We start from the raw sequence: 23,906 nt of genomic DNA, 5'->3' as shown, positions 1-23,906 counted from the left end.
CCGGGTTCCGGCGTTGCCGTTACGGCCGCAGGCCGAGCCGGATCACCAGGTCGAGCAGCGCGAGGACGAACAACGCGATGCCGACGAAGCCGTTCGCGGTGAAGAAGGCCCGGTTGACCTTGCTCAGGTCGGTGGGGCTGACCACCATGTGCTGGTAGGCGAAGGCGACAGCGGTGAGCGCCAGCCCGATCCACCACAGCCAGCCGAAGCCGACCCAGGCGCCGAACCAGATGAACAGCGCGAACGTCACCACGTGCGCGACCGTGGAGGCGTGCAGCGCGAAGCGCCGGCCGTACCGGGCGGGGACGCTGTGCACGCCGATCTCCCGGTCGATCTCCGAGTCCTGGCAGGCGTAGATCAGGTCGAAGCCGCCGATCCACAGGCCGACCGCGGCGCCGAGCAGCCAGGCCGGGCCGGAGCCGTCGAGCGTGCCGGTGACCGCCAGCCAGGCGCCGACCGGCCCGACCGCCTGGGCCACCCCGAGGATGGCGTGCGGCCAGTTCGTGAACCGCTTGGCGTACGGGTAGACCACGAGAGGCACCACGGCGAGCGGCGCGAGCACCAGGCAGAGCGGGTTGAGCAGGGCGGCGGCGGCCAGGAACACCACGAGCGCGACGGCCGCGCCGGTCCAGGCCGTCCGCACGCTCACCGCGCCGGTGACCAGTTCCCGGTTCGCCGTACGCGGGTTCCGCGCGTCGATCCGCCGGTCGAGGATCCGGTTCGCGGCCATCGCGAACGTCCGCGCGCCGACCATCGCCACGGTGATCAGCAGCAGGTCTCCCCAGCGCACCCGGCCGCCGTTGAGCTGCATGGCGGTCAGCGCCGACAGGTACGCGAACGGCAGCGCGAAGACCGAGTGCTCGATGGCGACGAGCTTGAGGAAGGACGAGACCCGGCCGGGTCGTTCCTGTACTGCCGCCGTCATCAGATCCCGTATTCCTTCCAGCGCTTGTCGACGAGCGAGACGACCTCGGGCGACATGCGCATCTCCTCCGGCCAGCCCCGGCTGTAGCCCTCCTCGGGCAGCTTGCGGGTCGCGTCGATGCCCGCCTTGCCACCCCAGAACTGCTGGTACGAGGCGTGGTCCAGGTGGTCCACCGGTCCCTCGGTGACCATCAGGTCGCGGGCGTAGTCGACGTTGCCGAAGGCACGGAACGCGACCTCGTTGTAGTCGTGCACGTCGCAGTCCTCGTCGACGATCACGATCAGCTTGGTCAGCGACATCATGTGCGCGCCCCAGATCGCGTTCATGACCTTCTGCGCGTGCTTCGGGTAGCGCTTGCGGATCGACACGATCGCGCAGTTGTGGAAGACCCCGGCGGCGGGCAGGTCGTAGTCGACGATGTCCGGGATCAGGAAGCGCAGCAGCGGCGCGAAGATCCGCTCGGTGGCCTTGCCGAGGCCGTGGTCCTCCTGCGGCGGCTGGGACGTGACGATCGAGTGGTAGACCGGGTCGCGCTGCATGGTCATGCACTCGATGTGCATCACCGGGAACGGCTCGACCGGCGTGTAGAAGCCGGTGTGGTCGCCGAACGGCCCCTCGGGCAGGCGCTCGCCCGGCTCGATGTAGCCCTCCAGCACGATCTGCGCGTGCGCCGGCACCTGCAACGGGACGGTCAGGCAGTCGACCATCTCGACCCGCTCACCGGCGAGGAACCCGGCGAACAGGTACTCGTCGATGTCGGCCGGCAGCGGCGCGCTGGCCGAGTACGCCACCACCGGGTCCGCGCCGATCGCGATCGCCACCGGCAGCCGCTGGCCGAGCCGCTCGGCGACCGCGTGGTGCGCGGTGGAGTTCTTGTGGATCTGCCAGTGCATGCCGATGGTGTTGTGCGAGTGCTGCTGGAGCCGGTAGAGCCCGAGGTTGCGCTTGCCGGTCTCCGGGTGCTTGGTGTGGGTCAGCCCGAAGTTGTGGAAGATCCCGCCGTCACCGGGCCACACCTGCAACCCGGGCAGCCGGTTCAGGTCGACGTCGTCGCCGCGGTAGACGACCTGCTGGCAGGGCGCGGTCTTGACCTTCTTCGGCGGCATCGACTTGAGCTGCATGACCTTGCCCAGGCCGCCCATCATCCCGGAGAAGCCCTGCGGCAGCTCCGGCTTGAGCATGTCGCCGATGCGCTCGCCGATCTCGTCGAGGTGTTCCACCCCGAGCGCCATCGCCATCCGCTTCTCGGTGCCGAACAGGTTGATCGCCACCGGCATCTCGCCCCGGGTGGGGCGCTCGAACAGCAGCGCGGGCCCGCCGGCCCGGACGGTGCGGGTGACGATCTCGCTGATCTCCAGCGTGGGGTCGACCGGCGCGCTCACCCGCCGCAGCTCGCCCGCACGCTCCAGCGCCGCGAGGAAATCCTTCAGATCGGTGTACGGGAAGCGAGCCGCCATACCGCCCATCCTCCCGTACCCTCCTGCGGAGGTAAGGACGGGCCCCCTTTTAACGCCTCCGGTAGAGGAGGGGCCCCTTCTTAACACCCGCAGCTCAGGCGGCGGGCTGCCAGGCGTACGCGGCCAGCGGCTCGTCGAGCGGCGCCTCGGTGAGCCGGTTGGCGAACGTGGAGATCGTGTAGGTGCCGACGCCGAGCACCACGTCCAGCGCGTGCCGGGCCTGCCATCCGGCGGCGAGCAGCGCGTCCAGGTCGGCGTCGGGGACCGCGCCCCGGTGGTCGAGCACGGCGGCTGTGAACCGGCGCAGCGCCTCCAGCCGGGGGTCGGGCAGCGTCGCGCCGGTCCGCAGCGCCCCGATCAGCTCGGGCGCGGCGCCGTGCCGGACCAGCGTCGCGGTGTGCATGGCCACGCAGAGGTGGCAGCCGTTGCGGGTGGCGACCGTCAGCACGACCACCTCCCGTGCGACCGGGTCCAGGTCGGTGGCCTCGAACGCGGCGTTGGCGGCGAGGAAGCCCTTGAGCAGTTCGGGCGAGCCGGCCATCAGGCTCACGGCGGCGGGCAGGTGACCCAGCGAGCGGCGTACTCCGGCCATGACCGGGCGGGCGGCGGCGGGCGCGGTGTCCGGCTCGTACGCGGTGAAGCGGGACATGACAGGGCCCCTCTCGTAAGATGGTCAACGTGGTTGACGAAATAGTAAACGTGGTTGTCGAACATGGCAACGCCTGACCGCCCCGGCTTCGCGCTGCCGCTGCTCCTGCTCGCCGGTTTCCGTACGCTCGTCGACGACCTGCACGCCGAACTGGCCCGCCAGGGTCACCCCGAGCTGCGCCCGGCACACGGCTTCGTCCTCCAGGCCGTCGGCCCGGCCGGCACCACCGCCTCCGACCTCGGTCAACGCCTCGGCGTCTCCAAGCAGGCAGCGGGCAAGACTGTGGACCGGCTGGTCGCGCTCGGCTACCTGGAACGCGTGGACGACCCCGCCGACGCCCGCCGCAAGCTGGTCCGGATGACAGCGAAGGGCCGCGACGGCCTGCACCGCTCGGCTGTGGTCTTCGACGAGTTACGCGACCGCTGGGCGGCCACGCTCGGCGCCGACCGGGTCGCCGCCATCGAGGACGACCTGCGCCGGATGGTCCCCGCCGACGTGTTCCGCCTCGACATCCCCGGCTGGTTCGGCGGATGAGGCGCCGGCTCAGCGCCCGTAGAGAAGTGCCGGGTCGACCAGGACCACATCCGCCCGACCGGCCGCGGCGTCGACGAGGTCGTCCTCGAAGCCGTGGCCGCCCGCCAGCAGCAGCCGTGCCCCGGCCGCGTCGAAGCCGGGTCGCCGTACCAGCACGGTGCGGATCCGTTCCAACCGCTGGAGGTCGGCCCGGCCCAGCCGTCGACCCCACTTGACCTCACCGATCGCCAAAAGCGGGCGAGGGCCGTCGCCCGGTGGCGGCTCGCCCACCGCGACCAGGTCGAGTTCGTGACGCGTCCGGGTGTCCGGATCGGTCAGCGTCGCCGCGCTCACCTCCGCGACGTGCCCGCCGAGAAGCTCGGGTTCGGCGAAGCGGAGCGACCACTGCCGCACGATCTCCTCGAACCTGGGTCCGAGCACCGCGCTGGCGTAGCGGCGCTGCGAGCGACGCCAGACGTCGGCTCCGCGCCGCTGCTCCAGAGCCGTCCACGCCGGACGCATCACGGCCTGGTAGAAGGTGATCAACGGCTCGGTGATCCGGTAGCTGCTGCGACCGCTGCGCAGCGGGTCGGGCTCGCGCAGCAGCAGTCCGGCGTCCTCCAGCACGGTCAGCGGGTGCTGGAGGTCGGTGGCCTTCCGCCCGATGTAGCCGGCAATGCCACCCCGGCTGGCGTTCCCCTCCGCGACGGCGGCGAGAACCGAGTGGTACAGCGCCGTGTCCCGCAGGTCCGGGTCCTCGGCCAGCAGGTACCGGGCCTCACGGAACAGCGGCCGGGCCGGGTTCAGGACCGTCCGCACGATCCACGCGTCGAAGTCGTCCGACCCGGCCGGGGTGTCGTCCTGGACGTACTCCCGGCGGTACGCGGGGGTGCCGCCGACGACGGAGAAGACGCGCACCGCCAGCAGCGGGTCGTCGATCTGCCAGAAGGCCGCCGCGGCGCGGAAGTCCAGTGGCTGCACCGGCAGTTCCAGGCCGGCCCGCCCGCGCAGCGGCGCCGACCCGGCGAGCAGTCTTCCCATGAAGGACAGCGCCGAGCCGCACAACAACAACCGCGCCCGGGACCCGGTCCGCTCCGGACGCCCGGGCGTCAGCGCATGCTGGATGATCGACGGCAGGTCACGGGCCGCACGCACCAGGTACGGGAACTCGTCGAGGACGACAGTGACGGGGCGTTCCCGTCCCAGCGCGAGCAGCGCGTCGACCGCAGCACCCCAGTCCGGCAGGTGGACGGGGCCGGGTGACCCGGAGTACGCGCCCAGCGCCTCACCCAACCGGCGCAGCGATTCCGTCGACGTCGCCTCGGTCGCGCCGAAGTAGAAGCCCTCGCTCGCCTGCGCCAGTTGGTACAGCAGCAGGGTCTTGCCCTGCCTCCGGCGGCCGCTGACCACGCCGAGCGTCGCACCGGGCCGGTCGTCGGCCACGAACCGGGCCAGCTCGGCCCACTCGACGTCCCGGTCGAAGATCTCTGCGGGCTTTCCGAACAGCGGCATTCCGACACCACACTTCTTATAACTACAGTTCTAAGAAGTGTAGTCCTACATTCTGCGTCACTGACAGCTTCGCCGACGGCGGTTCATCATCGACGGATGGACGACGCATACGTGGTGGGTGACCCCGACGGCCTCAGCCCGCTTCAGGCCGAGATCCGCGACGCCGTGGCCCGCGAGCTGCACGCCCAGTTCGCGCTGCGGGCGGACCGCCTCGAACTGGCCGACCTGCCGGAGGTGGCCTACCAGGTCACGCGCCGGGTGGACGAGGTGCTGAGCGCGCGCCCGGTCACTACACCCCGGCGTACGAGTGCAGACCGGTGAAGAAGAAGTTCACGCCGAACAGGTTCATCATCACGGTCAGGAAGCCCACGATGGAGATCCAGGTGGCCACGTTGCGCTTCACGCTCGGCGTGGCCCGTGCGTGCAGGTAGCCCGCGTACACCACCCAGGAGATGAACGCCCAGGTCTCCTTGGGATCCCAGCCCCAGGCGCGACCCCAGGCCGCCTCGGCCCAGATCGCCCCCGCGATCACCGCGAAGGTGAAGATCGGGAACGAGAAGGCGTGCAGCATGAAGGTCAGCCGCTCCAGCCCGGCCGCCTCCGGGAGGCGGCGGGCCAGGGTGTACGGGAAGCTGCGCCGCCCCTGCTCCCAGCCGGACCGCATCAGGTACGCGGCGGCGGGCACCACGCCCAGCAGGAAGATGCCCGAGGCGAAGATGATCGTCGAGACGTGGATGATGAACCACCACGACTGCAGCGCCGGCATCAGCGGCTCGATCGGCACGTAGAGCTTCAGCTCGGCGAAGGCCAGCAGCAGCACCATGACCAGCGTCAGGAACAGCCCGAGCCGGCGCAGCCACGGCTGCTTCCAGAGCACCACGAGCCAGGCCGCCACACCGATCCAGGTGCCGGTCAGCACGAACTCGTACATGTTGCCCCAGGGCATCCGGTCGGCGGCGAGGCCCCGGGTGACCACGGCGCCCAGGTGCACGGCGGCGGCGAGCACTGTGAGCCAGGCGGCGATCCGGCCGGCCAGCACGGCCCGTGCGCCGGTGCGGTCCGGGCGCGGCGGCGTGGCCGCGACGGCCGGCTCGTCGATCGTGCCGCCGGCTCCGCCGACGCCCGCGCCGACCAGCTCCCGCGCCGGCGCGGCCGCGGGCACCTTCCGCGCGTTGCCCAGCGCGAACTCCACGGCGTGGCTGATCATCGCGATCAGGTACGCCAGGATCGCGAACGCGACCAGCTGGTCGGAGAGTGCGGACATCAGTCGTCTCCTTCTCGCGCCCGCCGCGCGTCCGGCGCGTCACCGCTCACCGCGGCGACGAGCTGCGCGAACTCGTCGGCGAACCCAGGGTGCTCGGTGCGCGGCAGCCCACCGGCCTCCACCAAACTACTACCGCTCGTCGGAGATCCGCCCTCGGGGGGCGAAACCCGGAACCAGACCCGGCGCCGCCGGGCGAACAGCGAGCCCATCAGGCCCAGCAGCAGCGTGCCGCTCGCCACCAGCAGCAACGTCTGCCCGGGCGCGTGCCGGACCGCGAGCGTGATGTACGGCTTGGTGCCGACGAACTCCAGAGTGCTGCCGTCGTCGAGGGTCCACTTCTCCCCCGGCCGCAGCAGCTTGGTGCCGATCTCCTTGAGCTTGCCGTCGTCGATCTGCCGCCGGTCCAGCGCGTAGACCGAGCCGGGGATGCCCGCGTCCAGCCCGAGGTTGCCCCGGTACGCGGTCAGGTTCACCGCCGGGTTCCGCTCGGCCGGGTACTGCGACGAGACGTACGGCGCGCTCTCCGGCGCGGTCGGCAGGTAGAGCCCGTCGAAGGCGATCTGCTGGTCCGGGGCACGCGCGCCGGTCTTCGGGTCGACGTTGGCGTCCGGGAAGATCGCCACGCCCTCCTCGGTCGCGTTGGAGTCACCGGTACGCAGGAACGGCGCCTCGCTGGTCTGGCTGCGGCCGTACTTGTCGGTGTACTTCAGCAGCGGCGCGTAGCCGTTGCCGAGCAGGTAGACGTTCGCCGAGCCGAGCCGCAGCGGCGAGTTGACCGAGAACCCGGCGGTCCGTTCCGCGCCGCCCGGCTCGTCCACGGTCACCGTGGCCCAGTAGCGGGACGCCAGCCCGGACGGCAGGTAGTCGGCCTCGAACTTCTCCAGCGTCAGGCAGAACGGCGGCAGGTCGGAGCTGTCCACGCGCGGGCCGAGCGACGCCTCGGCGTACTGCTGGCGGGTGTTGCAGAAGGCGTTGTCCTCGCCCGCCACCAGGATGCGGTTGCCGTGCCATCCGTACCAGGAACCGAGCGCCACCCCGAGCAGGACGGCGACCAGCGACACGTGGAAGAGCAGGTTGCCGGTCTCCTTGAGGTAGCCCTTCTCGGCGGAGACCTCGTCGCCGCGCACGGTGACCCGCCACCGGCGGCGGCGCAGCACCGCCGCGATCGCCTCGGGGTCGGCGGCGGCCGGGGCCTCCAGCACCGCGTGCTGGGGCAGCCGGTCGAACCGCTTCGGCGCGGCCGGCGGCTTCATCCGCAGCGCGCGGACGTGGTCGCGGGCGCGGGGCAGGATGCAGCCGATCAGCGAGGTGAACAGCAGCAGGTAGATCGCGGAGAACCAGACCGAGCCGAAGACCTCGAACGCGCCGATCTGGTTCAGCCGGGGCGCGAGGTCGGGGTGGTCGACGAACCACTGGTTGACGCGTTCCGGGTTGACGCCGCGCTGGGGCAGCACCGAGCCGGGGATGGCCGCGACGGCGAGCAGGAACAGCAGGATCAGCGCCGTACGCATGCTGGTGAGCTGCCGCCACGAGTTGCGCAGCAGGGCCAGCACCGGGTTGACCCGCCGCCGGGGCGCCTGCGCGGGTGGGGTCGACGGCCTGTCGTCAACGGTCGTCATCAGATGCTCACCTCGCCCACGCCCACGTTCGTCTGCAACCAGATCACCACGTTCACCCAGCCGCCGGTGATCAGCGCCAGGCCGATCGCGATCAGCAGCGCGCCGCCGATCCGGGTGACCCACCGGCTGTTGCGCCGGACGGCGCGGAACACCCCGAGCAGGCGCTGGAAGCCCAGCCCGAAGACGACGAACGGTATCCCCAACCCGAGGCAGTACGCCACGGCGAGCACCACGGCCCGGTCGGTCCCGCCCTCGGTGGCCGCCATGCCGAGCACCGCGCCGAGCGTCGGGCCGGTGCAGGGCAGCCAGCTGAGCGCGAAGACCGCGCCGAGCACCGGTGCGCCGAGCAGCCCGGCGGAGGGCAGCCAGCGGATGCGGAACTCCCGCTGCATGCCGGGGATCACCCCGAGGTAGCCGAGGCCGAGCACCACCACGAGCGCGCCGATGACGATCTCCAGCGTGCGCTCGTACCGGAAGAAGAGCTTGCCGACGCCGGAGAAGAGGATCGCGGTGGCGACGAACACGACGGTGAAGCCCGCGATGAACAGCAGCGTGCCGGCGAGCACCCGGCCCTTGACGGCGGCGGTGGTCCGTTGCGGCGCCGCCCGCTCGGCGACGCTCACGCCACCCGAGCCACCCGAGCCACCCGAGCCACCCGAGCCGCCCGCGCTGCTGCCGGCGGCGGCGCCGGTGTTAAGAAGGGGCCCTTCCTCTACCGGAGGCGTTAAAAGGGGGCCCTTCCTTGCACCCTCCAGGTCGGAGCCGGCCAAGCCGGTCACGTACGACAGGTAGCCGGGCATGAGCGGGAGCACGCACGGGGACAGGAAGCTGACCAGTCCGGCCAGCGCCGCCGCGCCGACCGCGAGCAGCAGCGGGCCGGACTCGGCGAGCTGGCGGAACGTCTCGCCCATCAGCGGGCGCCGTTCGGCGGCGGCGCCTCGGCGGCGATGTCCTCGACGATCGGCCGCAGTTCGTCGCGGGTGACGGCCCGGCGGATCACCACGGCGATCCGGCCCTCGCGGTCGAGCACGACCGTGGCCGGGGTGGTGTTCGGCGGGATGTCGAAGTTCAGCGCCTGACGGCTGGCCGGGTCGAAGATGCTCGGGTACGTGACCCGGCCCTCCTCGAAGGCGATCGCCTTGTCCTTGCTGTCCTGCACGTTGATGCCGAGGAACGTCACGCCGGAGCCCTTGGTGGCCTGGTAGGTGGCCTCCAGGTCGTCCGCCTCGGCGCGGCAGGGCGCGCACCAGGAGCCCCAGAAGTTGACCACGACGACCTGCCCGCGGTCGCGGGAGATGTCGTAGCTGCCGCCGGTGAGCAGTTCACCGCTCACCTTCGGCGTCTTGGAGCGCTGGTCCGGGGCGCAGGTGACTGTGGAACCGTCGGCCGCGCACCGGCTCTCCTGGCTGCCGGAGGAACAGCCGACCAGCGCCGTACCGGCGGTGACGGCGGCGAGCAGGGCGGCGGCGAGCCTCCGGGTGAGCATCAGGCCCCCTTGGCCGTCCGGGCGGTCGGCGAGATCGAGACGAGGTGGGCCGCCGGCTCGGAGTACCCGATACCGACGATCTTGGCGCCGTCGAAGTGGAACGAGGTGAGGCTGGCCAGGCCGCACTGGCGACGGCGCGGGTCGTGCCAGAGGCGCTTGCGCTCGACGTGCCGGCGCAGCGTCCAGATCGGGAGCTGGTGCGACACGAGCACCGCCTCCCGCCCCTCGGCGGCGACCCGGGCGGCGTGCAGCGCGGCGAACATGCGCTCGGCGATGGCCCGGTACGCCTCGCCCCAGGACGGGGTCACCGGGTCGCGCAGCACCCACCAGTTGCGCGGGTCGCGGAACGAGCCGTCACCCGGCGAGACCTTCTTGCCCTCGAACCAGTTCGCGCTCTCGATCAGGCGCTCGTCGACGCCGACGGAGAGACCGAACTGCGCCGCGATCGGCTCGGCGGTCTGCTGGGCGCGCTCCAGCGGGCTGGCCACCACGTGCACCACGGTCCGGTCGGCGAGCGCCTGCGCCGCCGCCTTGGCCATCTGCACGCCCAGCTCGGAGAGGCGGAACCCGGGCAGGCGGCCGTAGAGGATGCCGTCCGGGTTGTGCACCTCGCCGTGCCGCAGCACGTGCACCACAGTCTCCGCCACTGGTTACCCCCCGTGTCCCGCCGCTGCCGCCGCCCGCGCCGCCACCGGCAGGGCGGCGGCGATCTGCTCCCACGCGGCGTCGTCGATCGCGGTCGAGACGAACCACGACTCGAACGCGCTCGGCGGCAGGTAGACGCCACCGGCCAGCATCGCGTGGAAGAACGCCTTGAACGCCGGCACCACCTGGGTGCGGGCGCTGTCGTAGTCGTGCACGTCCGCGTCGGTGAAGAAGACCGAGAACATGTTGCCCGCGGTGGAGAGGCGGTGCGGCACGCCCGCCGCGGACAGCGCCTCGGTGGTCAGCTTGCCCAGCGCGGCGGCGGTCTCGTCGAGCCGCCGGTAGAGCGCGTCGTCGGCCAGCCGCAGCGTGGCCAGACCGGCCGCGCAGGCCAGCGGGTTGCCGGAGAGCGTGCCGGCCTGGTAGACCGGGCCGGCCGGGGCGAGCTTCGCCATGATCTCCGCGCGCCCGCCGAACGCCGCGGCGGGCAGGCCGCCACCCATGACCTTCCCGTACGTCCACAGGTCCGCGTCCGACGGGTCGAGGCCGTGCCATCCGGCGCGGGACACCCGGAACCCGGTCATCACCTCGTCGACGATGAGCAGCGCGCCGTTGGCGTGCGCGATCCGGGCCAGCTCGGAGTTGAAACCGTCGCGGGGCGCGATCACGCCCATGTTGCCGGCGGCGGCCTCGGTGATGATCGCGGCGATGTGCTGCCCCTCGGCGGCGAACGCCTCCTCGACCGCGCGCAGGTCGTTGTACGGCAGCACGATGGTGTCGCCCGCTGCCGCGCCGGTCACGCCGGGCGAGTCGGGCAGGCCGAAGGTGGCCACGCCGGAGCCGGCGGCGGCGAGCAGCGCGTCGGAGTGGCCGTGGTAGCAGCCGGAGAACTTGATGATCTTGGCGCGGCCGGTGAAGCCGCGGGCCAGCCGGATCGCCGACATGGTCGCCTCGGTGCCGGAGTTGACCAGGCGCACCTGCTCCACCGGCGTCCGCGCGATGATCTCCTCGGCCAGGTCGACCTCACCCGGCGTCGGCGTGCCGAAGCTGGTGCCGAGCGGCGCCGCCTCGCGCAGCGCCTCCACCACTGCCGGGTGCGCGTGACCGAGGATCAGCGGACCCCAGGAGCAGACCAGGTCGACGTAGCGCCGACCGTCTGCGTCGAAGAGCCACGGACCCTCCCCCCGGACCATGAAGCGCGGGGTGCCGCCGACGGCACGGAACGCGCGCACGGGAGAGTTGACCCCGCCGGGCACGACGGCCTTGGCGCGGTCGAACAGGGCCTCGGAGGCCGGGGCGTCGGCCGGGTAACGGCCGGATCCGGCGGAAAAGGTCTCGGTCACGATGGGGCCATTGTGTCAGCGCCGGAGCGCTGCCTGGCAGGCACCCCGCAACGGGGGTTACCAGGCTCACCCGCCGCTCACCCGCCTGAGCGGCGCGGCGGACCGACGGCGATCCGCTCGACAGGCCCGTCGGTCGAGATCGCGATAGGCTGACCGGGTGGATCGTGCCGAACTGTCCATCACCGTACACCGGACGGGTGACGAAGCCGTGCTTCGCCTGGCCGGTGAGATCGACATGCTCACGGCCGCCCAGCTCTCGACAGTGGTGAACGAGGTGCTGGCGGATCCGCCCCCGCGCATCGTGCTCGACCTGGCCGGGGTCACGTTCTGCGACTCGCAGGGCCTCGGCACGCTCGTGGTGCTCAGCCGCAAGGCCAGCCACACCCAGTGCCTGCTGATGCTCACCAACGTCGGCGACTTCCTGATCCGCGTCCTGGACATCACCGGCCTCCGCAGCGCCCTGATGATCCGCAACGAAGCCACCCCGTAGCCCTCACCTCCGCCCTCCCCCGCGATCTTGCACTTGCGGCCCCCCGTGCGGGTGATTCGCCCGCTTTGTCGGGGCCACAAGTGCAAGACGCTTCTATGTCTGTGGTGATCGGTTCGGCTGATTGCCGTTAGGGTTCGGCGTTGGTGATCACTTGGGTGGCTCTTCGTTGATCCGGCCGCCTGTGGTGTGGGTGTGCCTTGTGCAAGACCTGTCCCCGGGTGATCGTCGGCGCCGGCCCGGCCCACCCTGCTGGCCTGATCAGAAGCCTGCCCGTGCGAGCACACGTGGCCCATCACAGATTTGCCGCCGAGGTGATGTCTTCCCGAGCCGACGCCGACTGTCCCGGTCGTCGCTGGCAAAGGAGCAACAATCCGAGATGAGAAGGATCGTAGAACGGGTCGCGGATCGCTATGACGTGGTGGTGGGGGTCGATACTCACACCGATACGCATACCGCCGCCGTGGTGGACCGACTCGGTGGGGTGTTGGCGCAGGTCACGGTGTCCACTGACCCGGACGGGTTGAGCCGGTTGTTGGCCTTCGCCGTCGCGCACACCCCACCGCAGGGGCGCCGGTTGTGGGCGGTGGAGGGCACCCGGTCACACGGGCAAGGGCTGTGCCGGCTGCTGACCGCTGCTGACGAACCCGTCTGCGAGGCACCCAAGCCCCCCGCTGCGGCCCGTCGTCGGGGCGGCAAGTCCGACCAGCTGGACGCGGTCGCCGCCGCCCATACGGTGCTGGCGCTGCCCGCTGAGCGCATCGCCGTGCCCCGCAGCGACGGCCCACGCGAGGCCCTGCGTCTGCTGCTGATCTGCCGCCGGCACCACACCGATGCCCGCACCGCCGCGGTCAACCTGGTCAAAGCGTTGATCCTGACCGCTGACGACACTCTGCGCGAGGCGCTACGCGGGCTGTCCACCACCATCCAGATCGCCCGCCTGGCCGCCCTCGAACTGCCCGAAACCACCGCCCTGCCCTGCGAGGAACACACCCGCCGCCGCGAACTGGTCACCCTCGCCCGGCACATCCACATCCTCGACGCCACACTGGCCGACAACCACCAGCGCCTACGAGCCCTCGTCACCGAACTGTGCCCGCCCCTGCTCGACCAACCCGGAGTCGGACCCGTCACCGCCGCGATCGCCCTCACCGCCTGGTCCCACCCCGGCCGCGTCCGCTCAGAAGCCGCCTACGCCACCCTCGCCGGCGCCGCCCCCATCCCCGTGGCCAGCGGCCGCACCGACCGACACCGCCTCAACCGCGGCGGCGACAGAACCCTCAACAGCGCCCTGCACACCATCGCCCTGACCCGCCGACGCATCCACCCCGAAACACGCGACTACATCACCCGACGCCACGCCGAAGGCCGCACCACCAGAGAAATCACCCGCTGCCTCAAGCGCTACATCGCCCGACAGCTCTACCGCACCATCACCACCCACCACCAAACCCCTTGACAACCCCACTCACAGATCAACGCGGGTCAGAGGACGGGGAGGTCGCGGCGGCGGAACGTCAGCAGGCCTGCTGTGGCCAGGGTCACCGCCAGGGCCGTCAGCACGTAGAGCGGGGTGGGGGTCCACGCGTCGCGCAGCACCTGCGGGGTGTGCGTGAACGGGGACACGTCCAGCAGCCACTGGTCCAGCTCCAGCACGGCGCCGAGCTGCCCGAGCAGCACGCAGACCGCCAGCACCACCCACGCGGCGGACGCGAGCCGGGGCAGCAGGCCGTAGAGCAGCACGGCGAGCCCGGCCAGCACCCACGCCGCAGGCACCTGGGCCAGGCCCGCGGCGAGCATCCGGCCCAGCTGGCGGGGCACGTCACCGGTGCTCAGCCCGTACGTCAGGCCGGTGGCCAGACCGGTCACTCCGAGCACCACGACCGGGCCGAGCAGCGCGAACGCCACGTGCGAGAGCAGCCAGGTCGAGCGCCGCGTCCCGGTGGCGAGCACCGGCTCGGCGTGCCCGGCGGCCTCCTCGGCGCGCATCCGCAGCGCGGCCTGGATGCCGTACCCGGCTGCTGCGAGCCCGGCCAGGCTCAACGTGACCCCCAGGTACGCGTCGGCCATCCCGGACGCGCCGCCGAGCCGGGCCACGATCTCCTCCATCCGCGGGCTCCCCTCGACCGACCGGCCGGCCGCCTCGGCAGCGCCCCCGAGGATCAGCCCGAGCAGGCCGAACCCGACCGACCACCAGAGGATCTGCCCCCGGTGCAGCCGCCAGGCCAGCCCGAACGGACCGGACAACGCGCCGCCCGCGCCGGCCGGGCCGAGCCGGGGCGGCAGCACGCCCGCGCCCAGGTCGCGGCGGACCGAGATCGGGTACGCGAGCGCGGCGAGCAGCACAGTGGCGGCCAGTGGCAGCAGCACCACCCACCACCGCTCCCCCTCGTACGGGCGGACGCGGGCGGCCCAGCCCAGCGGGGACAGCCAGCTCGGCCAGTCGTCGCCGGCGGTGTCCCCGGCCAGGCGCAGCCCGAACGCGGCGCCGAGACCGGCGAGGCCGATGCCCCGCGCCCCGCCCGCAGTCTCGGTGAGCTGGGCGGCCAGCCCGCCGAGCGTGGCGAAGACGGCGCCGGTCAGCACGGTGACCAGTCCGTATGCGACCGAGCCGCCGACCGGCAGCCCGGTCGAGACGAGCCCGGCGGCGGTGAGCAGCCCGAGCACCAGGTCGGCGCCGTACGTGACGAGCAGCGCGGCGGTCAGCCCGGCGTGCCGCCCGAGCACGCTCCCGCCGAGCAGTTCCCGCCGCCCGGCCTCCTCCTCGGTGCGGGTGTGCCGGATGACCGTGAGCAGGCTCGCCAGCGCGACGATGAGCAGCAGGAAGCCGCTGCGCTGGGCGGTCAGCCCGCCGACGCTGTCGCCGTACGCCGGGCCGAGCAGCGCGACGATCGACGGGTTGCGGGCGGTGCCCTCCAGGTACGCGGCCCGCTCGGCGGCGGTCGGGAACAGTTCGAAGTAGCTGGCCGCGTACGTCATCGGCAGCACCGCGAGGATCAGCACCCACAGCGGCAGCAGGAGGCGGTCCCGGCGCAGGATCAGCCGGACCAGGTGACGGGTGCCGGTGAGCGCACTCATGACCGGTCCGCCGTCTCGGAACGCGCCACGTCGGAGGAACGCGCCACGCCGGAGGCGGGGGCCGCGCCGGAGGCGGGCGCCGTCTCGTAGTGCCGCAGGAACAGTTCCTCCAGCGTGGGCGGCGTGCTGACCAGGCTGCGTACCCCCAGCTCGGTGAGCCGGCGCAGCGCGGCGTCGAGCGACGCGGTGTCCACGTCGAAACGGACCCGCTGCCCGTCCACCCGCAGGTCGTGCACGCCGGGCAGGTCGGCCAGGCCGTCCAGCGGCGCGGCGACCTCGGCGTCGATCGCGGTGCGGTGCAGGTGGCGCAGGTCGCCGAGCGTGCCGGACTCCACCGTCCGGCCGGCCCGGATGATCGTCACCCGGTCGCAGAGCGCCTCCACCTCGGCCAGGATGTGGCTGGAGAGCAGCACCGTGCGCCCGTCCTGCCGGGCCCGGCGGACCCAGTGCTGGAAGACCTCCTCCATCAGCGGGTCGAGCCCGGAGGTCGGCTCGTCGAGGATGAGCAGCTCGACGTCGGAGGCGAGCGCGGCGACCAGGCCGACCTTCTGCCGGTTGCCCTTGGAGTAGGTGCGGCCCTTCTTGCGCGGGTCCAGCTCGAACGACTCCAGCAGCTCGGCACGGCGTCTCGGGTCGAGCCCGCCGCGCAGCCGGCCGAGCAGGTCGATCACCTCGCCGCCGCTGAGGTTGGGCCAGAGCGTGACGTCGCCGGGGACATAAGCGAGGCGGCGGTGCAGCGCCACCGCGTCCCGCCAGGGGTCGCCGCCCAGCAGCCGGACGGCCCCCGCGTCCGCCCGCAGCAGGCCGAGCAGCACCCGGATGGTGGTCGACTTGCCGGAGCCGTTCGGGCCCAGGAAGCCGTGCACCTCTCCGGTGCGGACGGTCAGGTCGAGCCCGTCGAGAGCCCGTGTGCGGCCGAAGGTCTTCACCAGGCCGGACACATCGATTGCCGTTTCCATACTTCAGAAGCTACGCTCGTTTCACAAACTTGTGAAGACTGTAGGGTCACGGGGTGAGCGTCGAGGAGCCGACCATGAACGTGCCGCCCCACCACGACGAGGAAGAGGTCCACCTCTTCGTCGAGCGGATGGCGATGGCCTTCGCCGACGTGGGCTTCCCCCGGATGGCCGCCCGGGTCCTGTTCACAGTCATGAGCGCCGACGACCCGCTCACCGCGGGTGAGATCGCCGAGCGGCTCGGCGTCAGCGCGGCGGCCGTCAGCGGCGCGGTGCGCTACCTGACCCAGTTCGCCATGCTGGTCCGCGAGCCGGTCAAGGGCTCCCGGCGCGACCGCTACCGGATGCCCGACAACCCGTGGTACGAGGCGACGATCACCAAGACCACGATCTACAAGAACTTCATCGACATCGCCGCCGGCGGGGTCGACGCACTGCACGGCCGGAGCACCCCGGCCGGCGAGCGGGTCACCGAGATGCGCGACTTCTTCCTCTTCGTACAGGAGGAACTGGAATCGCTCGGCGACCGCTGGCGGGCCCGGCGGGCCGCGACCGGGCACGGCGGCCCGGCCGGCGGCTGAACCGTCAGCGGGTGTTGCCCCAGCGCGCCTGCTCCAGCAGCTCCACCGCGCGGTCCCGGGCCGACGGGTCGTCGTCGGCGCGCAGCAGCGCTGTCGCCTCGTCCACCGCGTCGGTCAGGTGCCGCCACTGGAGATCCCGCTCCCGCACCAGGTCCGACTGGGCGGCGAGCTGCCGCGTCTTCACCCACAGGTCGACGAAGACGGTCACCTTCGCCCGCAGCACCCACGGATCGAACGGCTTGGTCAGGTAGTCGACCGCGCCGGCCGCGTAGCCGCGCAGCGCGAGCTGCGCGTCCTTGTCCGCGGCGGTCAGGAAGATGATCGGTACGTGCCGGGTGCGCTCACGCCGCTTGATGTGGGTGGCCGTCTCGAAGCCGTCCATGTCCGGCATCTGGGCGTCCAGCAGGATCACCGCGAAGTCGTCCACCAGGAGCTGTTTGAGCGCCGCCTCGCCGCTCTCCACCGCGACCGACTGCACCGGGAGACCCTGGAGGATCGCCTCCAGCGCCATCAGGTTCTCCCGCCGGTCGTCCACCAGCAGGGCCTTGGCCGTCTGCGTCACGCGTTCTCCTCGCCTCGGCTCCGGCCGATCCAGGACGCCATCAGTTCGATCAGCTCGTCCAGGTCCACCGGCTTGGTGATGTAGTCGCTGCCGCCGGCGCCGAGCGCCGACTCCCGGTCGCCGGGCATCGCCTTGGCGGTCAGGAAGACGATCGGCAGGTCCGCGAACCGGTGGTTGCGGCGGATCTGCGCGGTCGTCTCGTACCCGTCCTGGTCCGGCATCATGGCGTCCATCAGGACGATGTCCACCTCCGGGTGCTCGGCGAGCTGGCGGACGCCGTCCGCCCCGTTGTCCGAGTACAACACGGTCATCCCGTGCAGTTCCAACGCGGACGTCAGCGCGAACACGTTCCGCACGTCGTCGTCGATGATCAGCACTGTCACGCCGTCCAGGCGCCGGGTCGCGGGCGTCTCCTGCGGCTGCGGCAGCTCCATCGGCATGAGCAGCGAAGACGGCAGGCCCGCGCGGCTCGGCGACGGTGGCGCCGGCGCCACCACCGCGTCCGGCGCCAGCACATCGGGTACGAAGAGAGTGAACGTCGAACCCTGACCGGGCGCGGACGAGACGGTGATCGTGCCACCGAGCAGGCGGGCCAGATCCCGGCTGATGGACAGCCCGAGGCCGGTGCCGCCGTAGCGGCGGCTGGTGGTGCCGTCCGCCTGCTGGAACGCCTCGAAGATCAGCGACAGCTTGTCGTCGGAGATCCCGATGCCGGTGTCGATCACGGTGAACGCGATCACCCGCTGCGCGTTCGTCAGCGCCGGCACGTCGAAGACGGCGTTCTCCGCCGCCGGGCCGATCCGCAGCGTCACGGCGCCGTTGTCGGTGAACTTCACCGCGTTGGACAGCAGGTTGCGCAGGATCTGCTGCAACCGCTGGGCGTCGGTGACCAGCGCGGGCGGCAGGTCTTGGCTCACCCGTACCTGGAAGTCCAGGCCCTTCTCCTCGGCCTGCGGCGCGAACGCCTGCTCCACGTAACCGCGGATCTCGGCGAACTGGATCTCGGTGGGCTCCACGTCCATCCGGCCCGCCTCGATCTTGGACAGGTCGAGGATGTCGTCGATCAGCGACAGCAGGTCGGACCCGGCCCCGTGGATGGTCCGGGCGAACTCGATCTGCTTCGCGCTGAGGTTGCGCTCCGGGTTCTCGGCGAGCAGCCGGGCCAGCAGGAGCAGCGAGTTCAGCGGCGTACGCAGCTCGTGGCTCATGTTCGCCAGGAACTCCGACTTGTACGCCGACGCGCGGGTGAGCTGCTGCGCCTTCTCCTCCAGGCCGAGGCGGGCCAGCTCGATCTCCCGGTTCTGCGTCTCGATGTTGGCCTTCTGCTCGGACAGGAGCTTCGCCTTGTCCTCCAGCTCCGCGTTGGTGCGCTGCAACTCGGCCGACTGGTCCTGCATCTCGTGCGCCAGCCGCTGCGACTGCGCCAGCAGCTCCTCCGTACGCCGGTTGGCCTGGATGGTGTTGACAGCGACGCCGATGGTGAGCACCAGCCGCTCCAGGAACGCCAGGTGCAGCTCGGAGAACGTGGCCACGCCGGCGAACTCGATCACACCGAGCAGCTCGCCCTCGAACTGGACCGGCAGCACCACCAGGTCGGCCGGGGGCGTGTCGGCCAGCCCGGACCGTACGACGAGGCGCCCGTCCGGCTGCGCCTTGACCCGGATCGTCCGGCGCGACAGGGCGGCCTGCCCGACCAGCCCCTCACCCGGGCCGAACGTGACGTCGTGGCCGCGTGCCACGTACCCGTAGGAGGCGGTGAGCCGCAGCCGCATGCTGCCCTCGGAGCTGTCCGCCAGGAAGAACGCGCCGAGCTGCGCGTCCACCAGCGGGGTCACCTCCTGCATGATCATGCGGCAGACCTCGCCCAGGTCGCGCTGGCCCTGGAGCAGACCGCCGATCCGGGCCAGGTTCGAGTCCAGCCAGCCCTGCTCGGCGTTCTTCTTGGTCGTCTCCCTGAGGGTGACGATCATCTGGTTGATGTTGTCCTTCAGCTCGGCGACCTCGCCCTGCGCCTTCACGTTGATCCGCTGGGTCAGGTCGCCGCGGGTCACCGACGTGGAGACCTGCGCGATGGCGCGCAACTGCGTGGTCAGGGTCGAGGCGAGCTGGTTGACGTTCTCGGTGAGGTCGCGCCACGTACCGGAGACGCCCTTGACCTGGGCCTGACCACCCAGCTTGCCCTCGGTGCCCACCTCACGGGCCACGCGGGTGACCTCGTCGGCGAACGAGGAGAGCTGGTCGACCATCGTGTTGACGGTGTTCTTCAGCTCCAGGATCTCGCCCTGCGCGTCGACTGTGATCTTCTGGCCCAGGTCGCCGTTCGCCACGGCGGTGGTGACCGACGCGATGTTCCGCACCTGACTGGTCAGGTTCGACGCCATCGAGTTCACGTTGTCGGTCAGGTCACGCCACGTACCCGAGACGCCCTTGACCTGGGCCTGACCACCCAGCTTGCCCTCGGTACCCACCTCACGGGCCACGCGCGTGACCTCGTCGGCGAACGACGAGAGCTGGTCGACCATCGTGTTGACGGTGGACTTCAGCTCCAGGATCTCGCCCCGGGCGTCCACTGTGATCTTCTGCGACAGGTCACCCTTGGCGACGGCGGTCGACACCTGCGCGATGTTCCGCACCTGCGCGGTCAGGTTCGACGCCATCGAGTTCACGTTGTCGGTCAGGTCGCGCCAGGTGCCGGCGACACCGCGCACCTGCGCCTGGCCGCCCAGCTTGCCCTCGGTGCCCACTTCGCGCGCCACCCGCGTCACCTCGTCGGCGAACGACGAGAGCTGGTCCACCATCGTGTTGACAGTGGACTTCAGCTCCAGGATCTCGCCCCGCGCGTCCACAGTGATCTTCTGCGACAGGTCACCCTTCGCCACAGCGGTGGTGACCGACGCGATGTTCCGCACCTGACTGGTCAGGTTCGACGCCATCGAGTTCACGTTGTCGGTCAGGTCACGCCACGTACCCGAGACGCCCTTGACCTGGGCCTGACCACCCAGCTTGCCCTCGGTACCCACCTCGCGCGCCACGCGCGTGACCTCGTCGGCGAACGACGAGAGCTGGTCCACCATCGTGTTGACCGTGTTCTTCAGCTCCAGGATCTCGCCCTGCGCGTCCACTGTGATCTTCTGACCCAGGTCGCCCTTGGCGACGGCCGTGGAGACCTGGGAGATGTTGCGGACCTGGCTGGTCAGGTTGCCGGCGAGCTGGTTGACGTTCTCGGTGAGGTCGCGCCAGGTGCCGGAGACGCCGCGCACCTGTGCCTGGCCACCCAGCTTGCCCTCGATGCCCACCTCGCGCGCCACGCGCGTGACCTCGTCGGCGAACGACGAGAGCTGGTCCACCATCGTGTTCACGGTGTCCTTCAGCTCCAGGATCTCGCCCTGGGCGGCCACCGTGATCTTCTGCGACAGGTCACCCTTGGCGACGGCGGTCGACACCTGGGCGATGTTTCGCACCTGCGCGGTCAGGTTCGACGCCATCGAGTTGACGTTGTCGGTCAGGTCCTTCCAGGTGCCCGCCACGCCCGGCACCTCGGCCTGGCCGCCCAGCTTGCCCTCGGTGCCCACCTCGCGGGCCACCCGGGTCACCTGCTCGGCGAACAGCCGCAGCGTGTCGGTGAGCGAGTTCATCGTGTCGGCCAGCTCGGCCACCTCGCCGCGCGCCCCGACCGTGATCTTCTGCGACAGGTCGCCCTTCGCGACGGCCGTCGCCACCTGGGAGATCGACCGCACCTGCCCGGTGAGGTTCGACGCCATGGTGTTCACCGAGTCGGTGAGGTCCTTCCAGGTGCCGGCCACCCCGCGCACGTCGGCCTGGCCGCCCAGCTTGCCCTCGGTGCCCACCTCACGGGCCACCCGGGTCACCTCGTCGGCGAACGACGAGAGCTGGTCCACCATCGTGTTCACGGTCCGGCCGATGCGCAGGTACTCACCGCGCAGCGGACGACCGTCGATCTCCAGCGCCATGTGCTGGGACAGGTCGCCGTCGGCCACCGCCACGATGACCCGGGCGATCTCGGTCGTCGGGCGGCCCAGGTCGTCGATGAGCGAGTTGACCGCCCGCTGCCCCTCCGCCCACGAGCCGTCCAGGCCCTCGTCGTCCAGGCGTTCGGTGAGCCGCCCGTCGCGGCCGACGATCCGGCTGATCCGCCGCAGGTCCAGGTGCTGCCGTTCCTGCAACGACACCACGTCGTTGAAGGCGTCGGCGACCTCACCGGGCAGACCAGCCCGCCGGGGCAGGCGCACCCGGAGATCACCGCGCCCCACCCGGCGCAACGCCTCGACCAGTTCACCGAGGAGCACCTCGTGGTCGGACGCGGACGGGTCCGCGGTCAGCGACTGATTCACCGTGGCCATCGTTCCTCGCTCCGCTCGGGCTCGTGCGGTCACACGGGCCATCCCATCATTGTGCCGCGCGATCCGTCGAGGTCACCGCGTGTGATCGCGCGTCACGTGCGGTATCAACCCGGGTGGTGGGTTCGCCGGGACGCTTGGCACCCGGGGTGGGCGCGGTGGAGGATACGAAGGTGTCAGCGGAGGCAGGGCCGGCCAGCGGCGGCGCGGACGAGCGCGTCCGCCGGGTCCGCCTCCCCGCCGACCGCCGCACCCCCGCCGCGGCCCGCGCGCTGGTGCGCACCATGCTGCTCGAAGCGCGGCTGCCCGAACTGCTGAACGAGGCGCTGCTGCTCACCACCGAGCTGACCACCAACGCCGTCGAACACGCGCGTACCGAACTGGACATCGAGGTCGACACCGACCGCAACGGCCTCACCGTGACCGTCACCGACTTCGCCTCCGGCCCGGTCGACGAGCTGATCGTGGGCGTGCGCAACACCACGTCCGACATCACCGAGGTCGCCGCCCGAGGGCGCGGCCTGCTGCTCGTCGACCACTTCTCCAGCCGGTGGGGCACCACGTACCTGCCCACCGGCAAGGGCGTCTGGTTCCGCCTCGACCGGCCCGGCCCCGGCGGGTCCGCCCGGCCGTCGGCCGGCCCGCTGCGCGTCGCCGAACCGGACCGGAACGGCGACGGTACGCCGAGCGCCGCGGCCATGAGCGAGTTGATGCAGCTCACCCCCGACTCGTACGCCGACGAGCCACTGCCCGAGTTCGCCACCGGACTGCTGACCCGGGTCGCCGAGATGGTCGGCGCCGCCGGTGGCACGGTCCGGCTCGACCGGGGCGACGGACTCGGCACCCAGGTCTTCGCCCGGTACGGCCGCCCGCCGCGCGAGGGCAACGAGCTGCTGCGCGTCCCGCTCGCCGTGCACCGGCCGTACTCCGGTGAGCTGGAGCTGGACGCGGCGCCCTCGGCGTACGCCCGGCCGCTCGCCGTACTGGCCGCCGAACGGCTGTCGCTGCACCTGGAGAACGACCGGCTGCGCCGCGCCGACGTACGCCGCTCCACCTGGCTGACGTTCCTGGCCGAGGCCAGTGAACTGCTCGCCCAGTCGCTGGACGTCGAACTGACCATGGCGCTCGTCCCGCAGCTCGTGGTGCCCCGGCTCGGCCAGTGGTGCGCCGTGCACACCACCGACGAGTGGGGCCGGCTGCGCCTCGCCGCGTCCAGCCACGCCGACGAGGCGATGCTGCCGCAACTGCACCGGATCCTCCAGGAGACCGGCCCCGACTCGATCCAGTCCCGGCTGCGCGAGGCGTCCCGCAACGCCGCCCAGGTGCCGCTCGGCGGACCGATGGAGGGCTTCGCCGTACCGTTGATCGCCCGTGGTCAGCGGCTCGGCACCCTGGCCGTGGGCCGGCACCAGCGGCAGCGGCACGACCCGGACGAGGTGTCGGTGCTGGAGGACGTCGCCCGCCGCGCCGCCCTCGCCATCGAGAACGCCCGCATCCACGCCGAGCGCCGCCGGGTCGCCCAGACGCTCCAGCAGTCGCTGCTGCCGCCGGTGCTCCCGGTGGTCGAGGGCATCGGCTTCGCCGCCGAGTACGTCCCGACCGGCGACGACGCGGAAGTCGGCGGCGACTTCTACGACGTGCTCCCGCTGCCGGACGGCCGCTGGCTCGTGGTGGTCGGCGACGTATCCGGCAAGGGCGTACAGGCCGCCGCCGTGACCGGGCTGGTCCGGGACGTGATCCGGGTGCTCGTCGGCGACGGCAAACCGCTGCCCGAGGTGCTCGGCCGGCTCAACGAGACGCTCGTCGAGCGTGGCGGCGGGCGCTACTGCACGCTGGCGCTGGCGGCTGTCGCACCCGGCGACGGCGACCAGCTCGACGTCTCGCTGCACCTGGCCGGCCACGACCGCCCGGTGCTGCTGCACGGCGGTGGAGGGGCGACGTTCGTCGGCGCCGGCGGTACGGCGCTGGGCCTGCTCGACACGATCACCACGCCGACCGCCGAGCTGACGCTCAAGCCCGGCGACGCGCTGATCTTCTACACCGACGGGGTCACCGAGCGGCGGCGCGGACGGGAGCTGTTCGGCACCGACCGGCTGCGCGAGTCGGCGGCGCCGCTGGCCGGGTACTCGGCCGACGTGGTGGCCGCCCGGCTGCGCGCCGCCACCATCGCCTTCTCGGTCGAGCCCCCACGCGACGACATAGCCATCCTGGTCCTCCGGAACGACACCCCCTAGCCCGCCCGCCCCGCCCCGCCCCGCGTCCGCTCCGGGTTCGGCGTCGGCGCCGGCGTCGGCGTCCGCCTCGACGATCATGAACTTAGCCGCTCATTTCGCCCGATTCCTCCCCGCCAACTTCATGGTCAACGAGCGCTCCCTCCTCCGCGCGGACGCCTCAGCCGTCGTTCGCGGCGCTCAGCTCGCCGTCATGGCTGTTGAGCCCGCCCCGTCGCGGCTGTTGAGCCCGCCCGTCGT

At 71.7% G+C, this 23,906-nt stretch carries 20 protein-coding genes; 6 read left to right on the top strand and 14 right to left on the bottom strand.

Features of this window, described 5'->3' with window-relative positions; all coding sequences use genetic code 11:
- Positions 1 to 19 precede the first annotated feature (19 nt).
- The 3 genes from mqnP to ML5_RS01640 all read right to left on the bottom strand — a co-directional run bounded on the left by mqnP (position 20) and on the right by ML5_RS01640 (position 3,031).
- Positions 20 to 925, bottom strand: a complete 906-nt coding sequence (gene mqnP / locus ML5_RS01650; protein ID WP_013283552.1) for a menaquinone biosynthesis prenyltransferase MqnP — start codon at positions 923 to 925, stop codon at positions 20 to 22.
- Positions 925 to 2,382: a menaquinone biosynthesis decarboxylase gene (locus ML5_RS01645; protein ID WP_030273542.1), complete on the bottom strand. Its 1,458-nt coding sequence runs from the start codon at positions 2,380 to 2,382 to the stop codon at positions 925 to 927. The genes mqnP and ML5_RS01645 overlap by 1 nt, the downstream gene beginning before the upstream one ends.
- Positions 2,383 to 2,476: 94 nt before the next feature.
- Positions 2,477 to 3,031, bottom strand: a complete 555-nt coding sequence (locus tag ML5_RS01640; RefSeq protein WP_013473526.1) for a carboxymuconolactone decarboxylase family protein — start codon at positions 3,029 to 3,031, stop codon at positions 2,477 to 2,479.
- Positions 3,032 to 3,094: 63 nt separating this feature from the next.
- Between ML5_RS01640 and ML5_RS01635 the strand changes: the two genes are divergently transcribed.
- A complete protein-coding gene (locus tag ML5_RS01635; protein ID WP_013473525.1) occupies positions 3,095 to 3,565 on the top strand; it encodes a MarR family winged helix-turn-helix transcriptional regulator in 471 nt (156 codons plus the stop codon).
- Between the two features lie 9 nt (positions 3,566 to 3,574).
- Here the strand turns inward: ML5_RS01635 and ML5_RS01630 are convergent, their stop codons facing one another.
- On the bottom strand, positions 3,575 to 5,056 hold the full coding sequence (locus ML5_RS01630; protein ID WP_013473524.1) for an ATPase: 1,482 nt from the start codon (positions 5,054 to 5,056) through the stop codon (positions 3,575 to 3,577).
- Positions 5,057 to 5,152: 96 nt separating this feature from the next.
- Between ML5_RS01630 and ML5_RS01625 the strand changes: the two genes are divergently transcribed.
- The gene (locus ML5_RS01625) at positions 5,153 to 5,377 is read left to right on the top strand and encodes a hypothetical protein (RefSeq protein ID WP_013283547.1); all 225 of its coding nucleotides are present in this window, start codon (positions 5,153 to 5,155) and stop codon (positions 5,375 to 5,377) included.
- Here the strand turns inward: ML5_RS01625 and ccsB are convergent.
- The 6 genes from ccsB to hemL are packed head-to-tail and all read right to left on the bottom strand — an operon-like array spanning position 5,346 to position 11,413.
- Complete coding sequence (gene ccsB / locus ML5_RS01620) at positions 5,346 to 6,320, bottom strand: c-type cytochrome biogenesis protein CcsB (protein WP_013283546.1); 975 nt, start codon at positions 6,318 to 6,320, stop codon at positions 5,346 to 5,348. The genes ML5_RS01625 and ccsB overlap by 32 nt on opposite strands.
- Complete coding sequence (locus tag ML5_RS01615; RefSeq protein ID WP_013473523.1) at positions 6,320 to 7,939, bottom strand: cytochrome c biogenesis protein ResB; 1,620 nt, start codon at positions 7,937 to 7,939, stop codon at positions 6,320 to 6,322. Before ML5_RS01615 ends, ccsB begins: the two co-directional genes overlap by 1 nt.
- Positions 7,939 to 8,850: a cytochrome c biogenesis CcdA family protein gene (locus ML5_RS01610; RefSeq protein ID WP_013473522.1), complete on the bottom strand. Its 912-nt coding sequence runs from the start codon at positions 8,848 to 8,850 to the stop codon at positions 7,939 to 7,941. Before ML5_RS01610 ends, ML5_RS01615 begins: the two co-directional genes overlap by 1 nt.
- Positions 8,850 to 9,425 carry a TlpA disulfide reductase family protein gene (locus ML5_RS01605; RefSeq protein WP_013473521.1) on the bottom strand — a complete coding sequence of 192 codons (576 nt, stop codon included), beginning with the start codon at positions 9,423 to 9,425 and terminating at the stop codon, positions 8,850 to 8,852. Before ML5_RS01605 ends, ML5_RS01610 begins: the two co-directional genes overlap by 1 nt.
- Positions 9,425 to 10,072, bottom strand: coding sequence for a histidine phosphatase family protein (locus ML5_RS01600; protein ID WP_013283542.1), 648 nt, complete (start codon positions 10,070 to 10,072; stop codon positions 9,425 to 9,427). The genes ML5_RS01605 and ML5_RS01600 overlap by 1 nt, the downstream gene beginning before the upstream one ends.
- A 3-nt stretch (positions 10,073 to 10,075) precedes the next feature.
- Positions 10,076 to 11,413: a glutamate-1-semialdehyde 2,1-aminomutase gene (gene hemL, locus ML5_RS01595; RefSeq protein WP_013473519.1), complete on the bottom strand. Its 1,338-nt coding sequence runs from the start codon at positions 11,411 to 11,413 to the stop codon at positions 10,076 to 10,078.
- A 157-nt stretch (positions 11,414 to 11,570) separates the two neighbouring features.
- Here hemL and ML5_RS01590 point away from each other — a divergent pair, with 157 nt between their 5' ends.
- Together ML5_RS01590 and ML5_RS01585 are read left to right on the top strand one after the other, a co-directional pair.
- On the top strand, positions 11,571 to 11,903 hold the full coding sequence (locus ML5_RS01590; protein ID WP_013283540.1) for an STAS domain-containing protein: 333 nt from the start codon (positions 11,571 to 11,573) through the stop codon (positions 11,901 to 11,903).
- Between the two features lie 376 nt (positions 11,904 to 12,279).
- The gene (locus ML5_RS01585; protein WP_013473518.1) at positions 12,280 to 13,359 is read left to right on the top strand and encodes an IS110 family transposase; all 1,080 of its coding nucleotides are present in this window, start codon (positions 12,280 to 12,282) and stop codon (positions 13,357 to 13,359) included.
- Between the two features lie 26 nt (positions 13,360 to 13,385).
- On the opposite strand, the gene ML5_RS01580 is transcribed toward ML5_RS01585, so the two are convergent.
- Positions 13,386 to 14,978, bottom strand: coding sequence for an ABC transporter permease (locus ML5_RS01580; RefSeq protein WP_013473517.1), 1,593 nt, complete (start codon positions 14,976 to 14,978; stop codon positions 13,386 to 13,388).
- A complete protein-coding gene (locus ML5_RS01575) occupies positions 14,975 to 15,937 on the bottom strand; it encodes an ABC transporter ATP-binding protein (RefSeq protein ID WP_013473516.1) in 963 nt (320 codons plus the stop codon). Before ML5_RS01575 ends, ML5_RS01580 begins: the two co-directional genes overlap by 4 nt.
- Positions 15,938 to 15,990: 53 nt before the next feature.
- Between ML5_RS01575 and ML5_RS01570 the strand changes: the two genes are divergently transcribed.
- Positions 15,991 to 16,515 (top strand): GbsR/MarR family transcriptional regulator, encoded by a 525-nt coding sequence (locus ML5_RS01570; protein ID WP_236619344.1) that lies wholly within the window; start codon positions 15,991 to 15,993, stop codon positions 16,513 to 16,515.
- Positions 16,516 to 16,519: 4 nt separating this feature from the next.
- Here ML5_RS01570 and ML5_RS01565 read toward each other — a convergent pair whose 3' ends face one another.
- Positions 16,520 to 17,077, bottom strand: a complete 558-nt coding sequence (locus tag ML5_RS01565; protein ID WP_013473514.1) for a two-component system response regulator — start codon at positions 17,075 to 17,077, stop codon at positions 16,520 to 16,522.
- Entirely contained in the window at positions 17,074 to 21,438 is a 4,365-nt protein-coding gene (locus ML5_RS01560; RefSeq protein ID WP_013473513.1) for a HAMP domain-containing protein, read from the bottom strand. The genes ML5_RS01565 and ML5_RS01560 overlap by 4 nt, the downstream gene beginning before the upstream one ends.
- Positions 21,439 to 21,608: 170 nt before the next feature.
- On the opposite strand from ML5_RS01560, the gene ML5_RS01555 reads away from it, so the two are divergent.
- Positions 21,609 to 23,669, top strand: coding sequence for a SpoIIE family protein phosphatase (locus ML5_RS01555; protein WP_013473512.1), 2,061 nt, complete (start codon positions 21,609 to 21,611; stop codon positions 23,667 to 23,669).
- Positions 23,670 to 23,906 lie beyond the last annotated feature (237 nt).

The organism is Micromonospora sp. L5 (genome assembly GCF_000177655.2).
Classification (GTDB): domain Bacteria; phylum Actinomycetota; class Actinomycetes; order Mycobacteriales; family Micromonosporaceae; genus Micromonospora; species Micromonospora aurantiaca.
Note: the sequence above shows the minus strand (reverse complement) of the source record. Positions and strands in the feature narration are given on the sequence as shown.

What these genes read in the sequence shown, in the direction of transcription:
- ML5_RS01615 (WP_013473523.1), bottom strand. Translation starts at nt 7,939, where the DNA reads ATGACGACCGTTGACGACAGGCCGTCGACCCCACCCGCGCAGGCGCCC.
- ML5_RS01575 (WP_013473516.1), bottom strand. Translation starts at nt 15,937, where the DNA reads ATGGAAACGGCAATCGATGTGTCCGGCCTGGTGAAGACCTTCGGCCGC.
- ML5_RS01635 (WP_013473525.1), top strand. Translation starts at nt 3,095, where the DNA reads ATGGCAACGCCTGACCGCCCCGGCTTCGCGCTGCCGCTGCTCCTGCTC.
- mqnP (WP_013283552.1), bottom strand. Translation starts at nt 925, where the DNA reads ATGACGGCGGCAGTACAGGAACGACCCGGCCGGGTCTCGTCCTTCCTC.
- ML5_RS01585 (WP_013473518.1), top strand. Translation starts at nt 12,280, where the DNA reads ATGAGAAGGATCGTAGAACGGGTCGCGGATCGCTATGACGTGGTGGTG.
- ML5_RS01645 (WP_030273542.1), bottom strand. Translation starts at nt 2,382, where the DNA reads ATGGCGGCTCGCTTCCCGTACACCGATCTGAAGGATTTCCTCGCGGCG.
- ML5_RS01560 (WP_013473513.1), bottom strand. Translation starts at nt 21,438, where the DNA reads ATGGCCACGGTGAATCAGTCGCTGACCGCGGACCCGTCCGCGTCCGAC.
- ML5_RS01625 (WP_013283547.1), top strand. Translation starts at nt 5,153, where the DNA reads ATGGACGACGCATACGTGGTGGGTGACCCCGACGGCCTCAGCCCGCTT.
- ccsB (WP_013283546.1), bottom strand. Translation starts at nt 6,320, where the DNA reads ATGTCCGCACTCTCCGACCAGCTGGTCGCGTTCGCGATCCTGGCGTAC.
- ML5_RS01630 (WP_013473524.1), bottom strand. Translation starts at nt 5,056, where the DNA reads ATGCCGCTGTTCGGAAAGCCCGCAGAGATCTTCGACCGGGACGTCGAG.
- ML5_RS01640 (WP_013473526.1), bottom strand. Translation starts at nt 3,031, where the DNA reads ATGTCCCGCTTCACCGCGTACGAGCCGGACACCGCGCCCGCCGCCGCC.
- ML5_RS01605 (WP_013473521.1), bottom strand. Translation starts at nt 9,425, where the DNA reads ATGCTCACCCGGAGGCTCGCCGCCGCCCTGCTCGCCGCCGTCACCGCC.
- ML5_RS01580 (WP_013473517.1), bottom strand. Translation starts at nt 14,978, where the DNA reads ATGAGTGCGCTCACCGGCACCCGTCACCTGGTCCGGCTGATCCTGCGC.
- ML5_RS01610 (WP_013473522.1), bottom strand. Translation starts at nt 8,850, where the DNA reads ATGGGCGAGACGTTCCGCCAGCTCGCCGAGTCCGGCCCGCTGCTGCTC.